The following is a 12247-nucleotide window of genomic DNA, read 5'->3' on the forward strand; positions in this document are numbered from 1 at the left end:
CGATGCAATTGCGTAAATTACTTCTGCCAGGGCTGCTTTCCGTCACGCTTTTGAGCGGCTGTTCCCTGTTTAACAGCGAAGAAGATGTTGTCAAAATGTCCCCGTTGCCGGTGGTTGAAAACCAGTTCACACCGACTACGTCATGGAGCACCTCCGTTGGCAACGGTATCGGTGATTTCTACTCTCATCTGCATCCAGCGTTTGCTGATGGCGTGGTTTACGCCGCCGATCGTCATGGTGTAGTGAAAGCGGTTAGCATCGATGATGGGCATGAAATTTGGTCGGTAAATCTGGCTGAAAAAGATGGCTGGTTCTCCACGCGCGCCGCACTGCTTTCCGGCGGTGTGACGGTTTCCGGCGGTCATGTGTATGTGGGCAGCGAAAAAGCGCAGGTTTACGCGCTGAATACCAGCGATGGTTCGCAAGCGTGGAAAACCAAAGTTGCCGGTGAAGCGCTTTCTCGCCCGGTAGTGAGCGACGGTTTAGTGCTGATCCACACCAGCAACGGACAGTTGCAGGCGCTGAACGAAAGCGATGGTGCAACTAAATGGACCGTCAACCTCGATATGCCTGCACTTTCTCTGCGCGGTGAATCCGCGCCAACTTCTGCCTTTGGCGCTGCCATTGTCGGTGGTGATAACGGTCGTGTAAGTGCGGTGTTGATGCAGCAGGGCCAGATGATTTGGCAACAACGCATCTCCCAGGCCAACGGCCCGACAGAAATCGATCGTCTGAGCGATGTCGATACCACGCCAGTTGTCGTTGGCAACGTGGTTTATGCGCTGGCCTATAACGGCAACATGACGGCGCTGGATCTGCGTAGCGGCCAGATTATGTGGAAACGCGAGCTGGGCTCAGTAAGCGATTTTGTGGTTGATGGTAACCGCATTTACATTATCGACCAGAACGATCGCGTACTGGCGTTGACCACCGATGGTGGCGTAACGCTGTGGACACAAAGTGATCTGCTGCACCGTAACCTTACCGCTCCGGCGTTGTATAATGGTTACATTGTAACAGGCGATAGCGAAGGCTATGTGCACTGGATTAACGTTGAAGACGGACGCTTTGTCGCGCAGCAGAAAGTTGACAGCTCTGGTTTCCTGACCGAGCCGGTCGTTGCCGGTGGCAAACTGCTGATCCAGGCAAAAGACGGTACACTGTACGCCCTTTCGCGCTAAGCGCGTCGGGTTTGTCGCTCCTGAAAGACGGCTCCTGTTGCAGGAGCCGTTTTCCTGTTTTTAAAACGGCGTGCAACCCGCGACGTTTTGCTAATGAATTTTCTGTAATGAGGCTTTAAACATGGTACCTGTGGTCGCGCTTGTCGGGCGCCCTAATGTTGGAAAATCCACGCTATTTAACCGTTTAACACGCACCCGTGATGCGCTGGTGGCGGATTTCCCGGGTCTGACTCGTGACCGTAAGTACGGTCGTGCTGAAGTTGAAGGCCGCGAATTTATCTGTATTGATACCGGTGGTATCGATGGCACCGAAGACGGCGTGGAAACGCGTATGGCGGAACAGTCGCTGCTGGCGATTGAAGAAGCCGATGTCGTGCTGTTTATGGTCGATGCGCGCGCGGGGCTGATGCCTGCCGATTCGGCCATCGCTAAGCATCTGCGTTCACGCGAAAAACCGACCTTCCTGGTGGCGAATAAAACCGACGGTATGGATCCGGATCAGGCAACGGCAGATTTTTACTCCCTTGGTCTGGGGGAAATCCACGCTATCGCCGCTTCCCACGGCCGCGGTGTCACCAGCCTGCTGGAACACGTGCTGATGCCGTGGATGGATGAGCTGAATCCGCCGGAAGTTGTGGACGAAGAGGCGGAATACTGGGCGCAGTTCGAAGCCAACGAAAACGGCGAGCAAGAAGAGCCGGAAGACGATTTTAACCCGCAGGATCTGCCGATTAAGCTGGCTATCGTGGGGCGTCCGAACGTCGGTAAGTCTACACTCACTAACCGCATTCTCGGTGAAGACCGCGTGGTGGTGTACGACATGCCCGGCACCACGCGCGACAGCATCTATATTCCGATGCAGCGTGATGAGCGTGAGTACATACTTATCGACACCGCCGGTGTGCGTAAGCGTGGCAAAATCACCGACGTGGTAGAAAAGTTCTCAGTTATCAAAACCCTGCAAGCGATTGAAGACGCTAACGTCGTGCTGCTGGTTATTGATGCCCGTGAAGGCATTTCGGATCAGGATTTATCACTGCTCGGCTTTATTCTTAACAGCGGTCGTTCGCTGGTCATCGTCGTCAACAAGTGGGACGGCCTGAGCCAGGAAGTAAAAGAGCAGGTAAAAGAGACGCTGGACTATCGTCTGGGCTTTATCGACTTCGCCCGCGTGCACTTTATCTCTGCGCTGCACGGCAGCGGCGTCGGCAACCTGTTTGAATCCGTTCGCGAAGCTTATGACAGCTCAACCCGCCGTGTGAGCACCGCGCTGTTGACGCGGATTATGAACATGGCGGCAGAAGATCATCAGCCGCCGCTGGTGCGTGGCCGTCGCGTGAAGCTGAAATATGCCCACGCCGGTGGTTATAACCCGCCGATTGTGGTGATTCACGGCAACCAGGTGAAAGACCTGCCAGACTCCTACAAGCGCTATTTGATGAACTACTTCCGCAAATCATTGGATGTGATGGGGACGCCAATCCGTATTCAGTTCAAAGAGGGCGAAAACCCGTTTGCTGAAAAACGGAACACCCTGACGCCGAACCAGCTGCGTAAACGTAAACGCCTGATTAAGCACATCAAAAAAGGTAAGTAATCACTTGCTTAAAGCCCGCCGCCTGGCGGGTTTTTTATTGCCAGCGGTGTATGATAAACGCCGTTAAAAATTAAGGAGCGCCTTATGGATCTTACATGCCCGGCTTGCCATAACCCGTTGCAAGTAGTGGGAACACATGCTCACTGCGACAGCTGCGGCAAAGACATTGAAGTACAAGCTCATTGCCCGGAGTGCCATCAACCTCTGGAAGTATTAAAAGCCTGCGGCGCGGTGGACTTTTTCTGCCAACACGGCCACGGGCTGATTTCGAAAAAACGTGTTGAATTTACGCTGCTTTAAGGTTTGCAAATACAATCTTCCCCTTCGCGCCACAGTTCGACAAACGACGGTGGCGCTTTGCTTTCCGGGATAAGCAGCAGCACATCCGTTTGTTGGGTGGTCCAGGTGATCTGCAAACGGTAGAAGCGCTGATCGCCACGGCCCGGTGAGTCCGGCTGGCCTGGCGGCTCTGCCAGCGGGAGCGTCTGGTGCAAAATATCCACCAGCCGCTGGCGCTGTTCCGCATTGAGTTGTGCGATGACAATTTTTCGCGCGCCGCTCAGTTTGGGAATGTAAGCCAGTCCGCCCTCACGGGCTAACTCGACCACTGCGTCGTCGGTTAATTCGGGTTCGTTCATCATAAAACTCCGACATCTTTCCACGCTTGTTCGATAGCGGCGGCGATTTTCTTACCGGACCGTTTTTCGCCATGTTTGATGGTGAATTTGGCGAAGGCCGCAAAGTCGGCATTTTGCGCGAGTGACTTGTCACACACCGTGTCATACCAGGCGTATCCTGCTTTTTCCCATGCATATCCGCCAATAGCGGTTGCTGCCAGGTAAAACGCCCGGTTAGGAATGCCAGAATTCAGGTGTACGCCGCCGTTATCCTCACGCGTTTTAATAAAATCTTTCATATGCGCAGGCTGCGGATCTTTACCCAATAATGGGTCATCGTAAGCCGTCCCCGGCTTCGACATAGAACGCAACCCTTTGCCATGAATGCCTTTTGCTAGCAAGCCTTCACCAATGATCCAGTCTGCCTGATCTGCCGTCTGCTGCTGGTGGTACTGTTTTACCAGCGAACCGAACACATCGGATAACGACTCATTTAACGCGCCAGCTTGTTCAAAATAGATCAAACCTGCTTCCGTTTCTGTGACGCCGTGGCTCAGTTCATGTGCCACTACGTCAATGGCAATGGTAAAACGATTGAAGATCTCACCATCACCATCGCCAAACACCATCTGTTGACCATTCCAGAAAGCGTTCTGGTAATCCTTGCCGTAATGCACGGTGCCGCTGAGAATTAACCCCTGATTATCCAGTGAGTTGCGCTTATAGACCTGCCAGAAGAAATCATGGGTGACACCCAGGTAGTCGTAAGCTTCGGTGACGGCGACATCACCCGTCGGTGGCTGTCCCTCATAGCGCACTTGCTCGCCGGGCAACGTCTCTTTGTGCTGAGCGTCATAAATATCGCGCACCAGCTCGCCGGGCGAAGTGACCAGCGGCGCATCGACTTTGCCGTGGCTGTGCGCCATCAACGTTTGTACATGCGTTAAAGTCTGGCGGGCGCAGCGTTGCTGAAGCTCAGAACCATTGTCGATAATGCGGCGCAGGATATAAGGCGGGATAACACTGTGGGGATGACGTGCATTCATGTTGATCTCCTTGATAAAACAAAAAAGAACAACAAAAAGTATAGATTCGTCTGATTTATTGAGCGCGTGAATTAGGAGGATTTACGTTGGCGCGCTTTTTTCACCGGTGTAACGGCACTGACTTCACTTTCCACCCAGCCGTCATTCAGCCGCGTAGTCAGTTTGTCGCCTGCTTTTACCTGTTTGGTCTGCTTCAACACTTTGCCGTCGGTCGCGGTGGTTACGCTATAACCGCGCGCCAGCGTTGCCAGCGGGCTGACTGCTTCCAGGTGGGTGATGGCTGAACCGAAGCGTTCGCGCGTGTTGCTTAGTCGCTCGCGGATTTGCTGGCTCAGGCGATATTCCAGTTGCTGAATGCGGGTTTGCGCCCGGTAAATGCGTGGCTGTGGAGTTTGTTGATTCAGGCGCTGCAATACGCGCTGCTGGCGTGCAGAAGTGCGTTTTAACTGATTATCCAGCGCGTTGTGCATGCGTTGTTGCAGCCGTTCCAGCACGGTTTGCTGACGCGCCAGCCGTAGTTGCGGGTGCTGCTGTTGCAGGCGATGATTTAACTGGGCGAAACGGCGGCTGCGCCCTGCCAGATAATAATCCATCGACATTTCTAAGCGCTGTTGCATCGCCTGAACCTGGCGCAGCAGTTCCAGTTGATTGCGGCTGACAATTTCCGCTGCCGCAGAAGGGGTTGGCGCACGCAGGTCGGCAACAAAATCGGCAATGGTTACGTCGGTTTCGTGCCCAACGGCGCTCACCACTGGAATACGGCTGGCGAAAATCGCCCGCGCTACGCGTTCGTCGTTAAAGCTCCACAAATCTTCCAGTGAACCGCCGCCGCGACCGACAATCAGCACGTCGCACTCTTCGCGTGCATTTGCCAGCTCAATGGCGCGAACAATCTGCGCGGGCGCATCTTCGCCTTGTACAGCAGTCGGGTAAATCACCACCGGCAGCGACGGATCGCGGCGTTTCAGCACGTGCAAAATATCGTGCAGCGCGGCACCGGTTTTCGAAGTGATAACACCAACGCAATGGGCGGGTGAGGGCAGCGGCTGCTTAAACTGCTGGTCGAACAGCCCTTCGGCGGCAAGCTTAGCTTTAAGTTGCTCATACTTCTGTTGCAGCAGCCCTTCACCGGCCGGTTGCATGCTCTCGACAATAATCTGGTATTCACCGCGCGGTTCATACAGCGTGATATTGGCGCGTACCAGCACTTGCTGGCCATGCTGCGGGCGAAACGTGACGCGGCGGTTGCTGTTGCGAAACATCGCGCAGCGTACCTGGGCAGTATCGTCTTTTAAGGTGAAGTACCAGTGACCGGAAGCGGGCTGGGTAAAGTTGGAGATTTCCCCGCTGATCCACACCTGACCGAGTTCGCGTTCCAGCAGTAAGCGCACCGACTGATTAAGGCGGCTAACCGTAAAAATTGAGGGGGATTGGAACGACGACATGTGAGCCAGATCAAATTCTAAATCAGCAAGTTATTCGTTCGATAGTAACCCGAAACGAGGGGATGGCAAGTATTTTTCTTAAAAAAGTGTGGATGCAATCGGTTACGCTCTGTATAATGCCACGGCAATATTTAACCCCCCAGGTCAGAGATATTGCCCATGCTACGTATCGCTAAAGAAGCACTGACGTTTGACGACGTCCTCCTCGTTCCCGCTCATTCCACCGTTCTGCCGAATACTGCCGACTTGAGCACGCAGCTCACCAAAACCATTCGCCTGAACATTCCTATGCTCTCTGCGGCGATGGATACCGTGACGGAAGCGCGCCTGGCGATTGCCCTGGCACAGGAAGGCGGCATTGGCTTTATTCACAAAAACATGTCCATTGAGCGCCAGGCGGAAGAAGTTCGCCGCGTGAAGAAACATGAATCCGGCGTGGTTAAAGACCCGCAAACCGTTCTGCCGACCACCACCCTGCGCGAAGTGAAAGAGCTGACCGAACGTAACGGCTTTGCCGGTTACCCGGTGGTGAATAACGACAACGAATTGGTCGGCATCATCACCGGCCGTGATGTGCGTTTCGTTACCGATCTGAACCAGCCGGTTAGCGTGTATATGACGCCGAAAGAGCGACTGGTGACTGTTCGCGAAGGTGAAACCCGCGAAGTGGTGCTCACCAAAATGCACGAAAAACGCGTTGAAAAAGCGCTGGTTGTCGACGACAGCTTCCACCTGCGTGGCATGATCACCGTGAAAGACTTCCAGAAAGCAGAACGTAAACCGAACGCCTGTAAAGATGAGCAGGGTCAACTGCGCGTTGGCGCAGCGGTTGGCGCGGGTGCCGGTAACGAAGAGCGTGTTGACGCGCTGGTTGCCGCAGGCGTTGATGTGCTGCTGATCGACTCCTCTCACGGCCACTCCGAAGGCGTTTTGCAGCGCATTCGCGAAACCCGTGCCAAATACCCGGATCTGCAAATCATCGGCGGTAACGTCGCAACAGGCGCGGGCGCTCGTGCGCTGGCAGAAGCGGGCGTGAGTGCAGTGAAAGTGGGTATCGGCCCTGGCTCCATCTGTACAACTCGTATCGTGACTGGCGTGGGCGTTCCGCAGATCACCGCCGTTTCCGACGCGGTTGAAGCGCTGGAAGGCACCGGCATTCCGGTTATCGCTGACGGCGGTATCCGTTTCTCTGGCGACATCGCCAAAGCGATCGCCGCAGGCGCTGCCGCCGTGATGGTTGGCTCTATGCTGGCTGGTACTGAAGAATCCCCGGGCGAAATCGAACTCTACCAGGGCCGCTCTTACAAATCTTACCGTGGCATGGGCTCGCTGGGCGCGATGTCTAAAGGCTCTTCTGACCGCTACTTCCAGAGCGATAACGCCGCCGACAAACTGGTGCCGGAAGGTATCGAAGGCCGCGTGGCTTATAAAGGCCGCCTGAAAGAGATCATTCACCAGCAGATGGGCGGCCTGCGCTCCTGTATGGGTCTGACCGGCTGTGGTACTATCGACGACCTGCGCACCAAAGCGGAATTCGTGCGTATCAGCGGCGCGGGCATTCAGGAAAGCCACGTTCACGACGTGACCATCACCAAGGAATCCCCGAACTACCGCATGGGTTCTTAATGATTTTCGCGCCCGGTGCTCTCACCGGGCGCTTTCGTAACTTGCCTCGGAAGTAACGTCAATGACGGACAACATTCATAAACATCGTATTCTTATCCTCGATTTCGGTTCTCAGTACACCCAACTGGTTGCGCGCCGCGTGCGTGAACTGGGCGTTTACTGCGAACTGTGGGCGTGGGATGTCACCGAAGCGCAGATCCGCGACTTCAATCCCAGCGGCATCATCCTTTCCGGCGGCCCGGAAAGCACCACCGAAGACAACAGCCCGCGCGCACCACAATACGTGTTCGACGCTGGCGTGCCGGTGCTTGGCGTCTGCTACGGCATGCAGACCATGGCGATGCAGCTCGGCGGCCACGTTGAAGGATCTAACGAGCGTGAATTCGGTTACGCACAGGTTGAAGTTCAGACCGACAGCGCACTGGTTCGCGGCATTGAGGATTCGCTGACCGCAGAAGGCAAAGTGTTGCTGGACGTGTGGATGAGCCACGGCGACAAAGTCACGGCGATCCCGTCTGGCTTCGTGACCGTTGCCAGCACCGAAAGCTGCCCGTTTGCGATCATGGCGAACGAAGAAAAACGCTTCTACGGCGTGCAGTTCCACCCGGAAGTGACCCATACCCGCCAGGGCCTGCGTATGCTGGAGCGCTTTGTGCGCGACATCTGCGAATGTGAAGCGCTGTGGACGCCGGCAAAAATCATCGATGACGCTGTTGAGCGCATCCGCCAGCAGGTTGGCGATGACAAAGTGATCCTCGGCCTCTCCGGCGGCGTGGACTCTTCCGTAACCGCGATGCTGCTGCACCGCGCTATCGGCAAAAACCTGACCTGCGTATTCGTTGATAACGGTCTGCTGCGTTTGAATGAAGCTCAGCAGGTAATGGACATGTTTGGCGACCACTTCGGTCTGAACATTGTCCACGTTGAAGGGGAAGCGCGTTTCCTGGATGCATTGGCCGGTGAGAACGATCCGGAAGCAAAACGCAAAATCATTGGCCGCGTATTCGTGGAAGTGTTCGACGAAGAAGCACTGAAGCTGGAAGACGTGAAATGGCTGGCGCAGGGCACAATCTACCCGGACGTGATCGAATCCGCTGCGTCGGCAACCGGTAAAGCGCACGTTATCAAATCTCACCACAACGTGGGTGGCCTGCCGAAAGAGATGAAGATGGGGCTGGTTGAACCGCTACGTGAGCTGTTCAAAGATGAAGTGCGTAAAATTGGTCTGGAACTGGGCCTGCCGTACGACATGCTGTACCGCCATCCGTTCCCGGGCCCGGGCCTCGGTGTTCGCGTGCTGGGCGAAGTGAAGAAAGAGTATTGCGACCTGCTGCGCCGCGCTGATGCGATCTTTATCGAAGAGCTGCATAAAGCCGATCTCTACAACAAAGTGAGCCAGGCGTTCACCGTGTTCCTGCCGGTTCGCTCCGTAGGTGTGATGGGCGACGGTCGTAAATACGACTGGGTTGTCTCTCTGCGTGCAGTAGAAACCATCGACTTTATGACCGCACATTGGGCGCATCTGCCGTACGATTTCCTCGGCCGCGTTTCTAACCGCATCATCAACGAAGTAAACGGTATTTCCCGCGTGGTGTATGACATCAGCGGTAAACCGCCAGCGACGATTGAGTGGGAATGATTTCGTTCCTGCTGAAGATATAAAATATTAAGCCCGCGAAAGCGGGCTTTTTTGTTTATGTATATAGTGTCTTGCGGGATTTATTGACGGTTAATTAAGAGTTTTTATTAATTTGCAGAAGGGGATTAATCATATAAATTCTATTTTTGTATATTTTTATTTGATGTGGCTATATTAAAAATATAAGTTCTTGAGTTAAGTTTTTTGTGGATAAAGATAATTATCAAGTTCTGCTTATGATCCTAAATTGCGTATTTTGAATGATATAAAAAGCTAATTGCAAACAGTTTGTCGATCTCCTCACTTTCGGCATGTCGTTATATGATAATTTATACGCCATTTTTAAAAATTAACATCTCGTATTTGTTTAGTGCCAGAGACGGGGTTGATAGTATATCGGTGAATTAATTGGTGGGGTGTATTTCAGTTACACTTTCTATAAACGAGATTATCGCAAAAAACATCAATATCTCAAGGGGAACGAAGTGGTATTCGAAATTAGAAAAGAGGTTAAATTGTTGGCATCTCTAAATTAAAATTTGGCGATCCACCAAGGGGAATTATTCATAGGACTTTGAGATCAAACTGATTCAGCTCTCTAAATACCGATAAAACGGGTTGTAAACTATTCATTAGGGAACTGATGAAGAAATAATTTGTGGCTTTATTGCTATTGAATATTTTCCAGAAGCGTTAGGTGAATCTGATATAGAAATAACGATCTTAGCCAGTACCGTAGAAGATTATGAAAAATTATTTAAACATCATTTAGCTATTTATAAAAAGGAGATTGAATCGGGCAATACATTAATAAATTCAATCTAAAATTTTCAATCCCTTTGTCTTTCATGTGGCGGTGGGAAATCCATCACCTGTATCGAATTTCCTGCTTTTAAATTATCAGCTCCTTATATTTCACCCCTGTGCGTAAATTCCATTTTCTGCCCCTTCAATTTGATGCCCGGAATGTGCGTTTTTTGAACAATTTCGACTCATCGGCAGGATGAATAGCTATTCCATGAAACGGCATATTTGAAACGTTAGTTTGAATAAATTGGTGAATCCTAAGCATATTTTCTCTCTCGCAAGTACCGTCTTTCTAACTCTTTGATTCAAATGTGTAATGTGATTTAAATTAAATTTTTACGCCAGATTGCCGATAAGTTGTCCTTGGTATGCTCCTTTCAAAAGGGGCAGAAATTTATGAAATAACCTCAACCCAGGGTAATAAATATGTCAGTTAGGCGTTTTTCATTTCTCGTTTTTAGCCTGTTACTTGGTATCTTTCTCATCAGTTCGGCTTCTAACCTTTGGTCACTGACCCGCAGCAACGAGTCGCTGGATAACGTGAACAAAGAGATCAGGGTCGTGCTGTCGGTTATTGACCCGATTAACCATAGCCGCACACTGCGTGTGCGGTTGATGGAAGCCATGATCAACGCCTCCCTGGGCGACAAACAGAAAGCGGATGCCTCGCTTGAGAGCGCGAAAGCGGTGATGCAAAAAGCCACCGATGCGTTCAACAACTACAAGGCTGCGCCACCTGTCGCGGGCGAAGAGGCGCTTTCGGCGCCTTACAGCCAGGCCTGGCAAACGTATGTTGATCAAGGCCTGCGTCCGTTGATGGACGCCGCGAGCAACAACGACACGGCGCGTTTCAACCAGCTCGTCAGTACTACGATCCCGCAGCTTGATCGGCAGTTTGAGATCACACTCGATAACCTGCTTGCCTTCCGCGAAAAATACGCCCAGCGCCTTAACAACGACGCGCAGAATCGCTTCGTGAACAGCATGGTGACCATTGGTGTTTTCGCCTTACTGTTTACCTTGATCATTGTCGCTATCTTTATCCTGCTGCATCGTCGTGTTCTTTCGCCGCTGGATGCCGCCCGCTTACATTGCCAGAAGATGGCGGCAGGGGAGCTGCACACTCCCGTTGTTTACGGATCTAAAGACGAGATTGGCGACATGCTCGGTTCGCTTGAACAAATGCGTCTTGCCCTTCTGGAGATCATTGCCCAGGTGCGTAATTCCAGTCAGAGCGTGGCCCACGCGGCAGAAGAAATCGCTGCCGGTAATACTGATCTCTCGGCCCGTACCGAAGAGCAAGCAGCTTCTCTTGGGCAGACCGCTGCCAGCATGGAACAGCTAACTTCAACGGTTAAGCACACCTCCGAAAACACACAACAGGCAAATACCCTTGCGACGGCGATGCGCAGCTCCGCGCAGGAAGGGAATACGATTGTTGAAAAGGCGGTGATGTCGATGAAAGAGATCGAATCCAGTTCCGGCAAAATAGACACCATCATCTCATTAATCGAAGACATTGCTTTCCAGACCAACATCCTGGCACTCAACGCGGCGGTTGAAGCGGCAAGAGCCGGCGAGCAGGGACGTGGGTTTGCGGTCGTGGCAAGTGAAGTTCGTAATCTGGCGCAGCGTTCGTCACTCGCAGCGAAAGAGATCAAAGAGCTTATTGAGGAATCCGGCCGGCAGGTACTTCTGGGTAGCGAAAGGGTGTCGCAGGCCGGAGACAGCATGCAACGCATTATTAGCACCGTTAAGCAGGTTTCTGAGTTGATGTCGGAAATTGCACTCTCGACCGGTGAGCAGAGTCGCGGCATTGAGCAGATAAACCAGGCCGTTGCGCAGATGGACACGGTAACGCAGCAAAACGCCGCGTTAGTAGAAGAAGCATCGGCGGCGGCGCATTCGCTTAAAGAGCAGTCTCAATTGCTGGAAGAGACGGTAGCCGTTTTTAAACTGAGCTAACGTTTTGCCAAAAAATATACAGGCAGGCTGATGCCTGCCTTGTTGGTGATGTTTTTTTAAATGGCCGCTATCGGGCCACCTGCGATTACTCGTTCTTTCAACAAGTCGGCACTGCACGCCATGACGGGCCGTTTTGCGCCAGGGGCGGACGTTACTAACGCAACGGTGAGTTAAAAAACGGGGAACAGGTCAGCATGTCTTTACCGTTCCAGAGCGTAGACACTTTGCCTGATAAAAAGGGTACGAACGAGCATGTTGCTGTCCGTACTGTTCAGTTTCATCAGAATGTACGCATATTGATGAAAATGATGTTGATATTATCAA

Annotated in this window: 9 protein-coding genes; 6 read left to right on the forward strand and 3 right to left on the reverse strand. The window is 52.5% G+C overall.

Annotated features, from left to right (window positions below; genetic code table 11):
* The first annotated feature begins 2 nt into the window (after window positions 1-2).
* From bamB to E0L21_RS02540, 3 genes are all read left to right on the forward strand, one after another.
* Entirely contained in the window at window positions 3-1181 is a 1179-nt protein-coding gene (bamB, locus tag E0L21_RS02530; protein WP_131406497.1) for an outer membrane protein assembly factor BamB, read from the forward strand.
* A 121-nt stretch (window positions 1182-1302) separates the two neighbouring features.
* A complete protein-coding gene (gene der, locus E0L21_RS02535; protein WP_131406499.1) occupies window positions 1303-2778 on the forward strand; it encodes a ribosome biogenesis GTPase Der in 1476 nt (491 codons plus the stop codon).
* A gap of 84 nt (window positions 2779-2862) precedes the next feature.
* Window positions 2863-3078: a zinc ribbon domain-containing protein gene (locus E0L21_RS02540; protein ID WP_131406501.1), complete on the forward strand. Its 216-nt coding sequence runs from the start codon at window positions 2863-2865 to the stop codon at window positions 3076-3078.
* Here E0L21_RS02540 and E0L21_RS02545 read toward each other — a convergent pair.
* From E0L21_RS02545 to xseA, 3 genes are all read right to left on the reverse strand, one after another.
* On the reverse strand, window positions 3075-3416 hold the full coding sequence (locus E0L21_RS02545; protein ID WP_025263880.1) for a protealysin inhibitor emfourin: 342 nt from the start codon (window positions 3414-3416) through the stop codon (window positions 3075-3077). The genes E0L21_RS02540 and E0L21_RS02545 overlap by 4 nt on opposite strands.
* Window positions 3416-4441 (reverse strand): M4 family metallopeptidase, encoded by a 1026-nt coding sequence (locus tag E0L21_RS02550; protein WP_131406503.1) that lies wholly within the window; start codon window positions 4439-4441, stop codon window positions 3416-3418. The genes E0L21_RS02545 and E0L21_RS02550 overlap by 1 nt, the downstream gene beginning before the upstream one ends.
* A gap of 71 nt (window positions 4442-4512) precedes the next feature.
* Window positions 4513-5886, reverse strand: coding sequence for an exodeoxyribonuclease VII large subunit (gene xseA / locus E0L21_RS02555; protein ID WP_131406505.1), 1374 nt, complete (start codon window positions 5884-5886; stop codon window positions 4513-4515).
* Window positions 5887-6045: 159 nt separating this feature from the next.
* Here xseA and guaB point away from each other — a divergent pair, with 159 nt between their 5' ends.
* The 3 genes from guaB (at window position 6046) to E0L21_RS02575 (ending at window position 11923) form a co-directional block, all read left to right on the forward strand.
* Window positions 6046-7512, forward strand: coding sequence for an IMP dehydrogenase (gene guaB / locus E0L21_RS02560; protein WP_131406507.1), 1467 nt, complete (start codon window positions 6046-6048; stop codon window positions 7510-7512).
* A gap of 61 nt (window positions 7513-7573) precedes the next feature.
* Window positions 7574-9151 (forward strand): glutamine-hydrolyzing GMP synthase, encoded by a 1578-nt coding sequence (gene guaA / locus E0L21_RS02565; protein WP_131406509.1) that lies wholly within the window; start codon window positions 7574-7576, stop codon window positions 9149-9151.
* Window positions 9152-10384: 1233 nt separating this feature from the next.
* Entirely contained in the window at window positions 10385-11923 is a 1539-nt protein-coding gene (locus tag E0L21_RS02575) for a methyl-accepting chemotaxis protein (RefSeq protein WP_131406511.1), read from the forward strand.
* Window positions 11924-12247: the final 324 nt, after the last annotated feature.

The organism is Kosakonia quasisacchari, assembly GCF_004331415.1.
In the GTDB taxonomy this organism is placed as follows: Bacteria; Pseudomonadota; Gammaproteobacteria; order Enterobacterales; family Enterobacteriaceae; genus Kosakonia; species Kosakonia quasisacchari.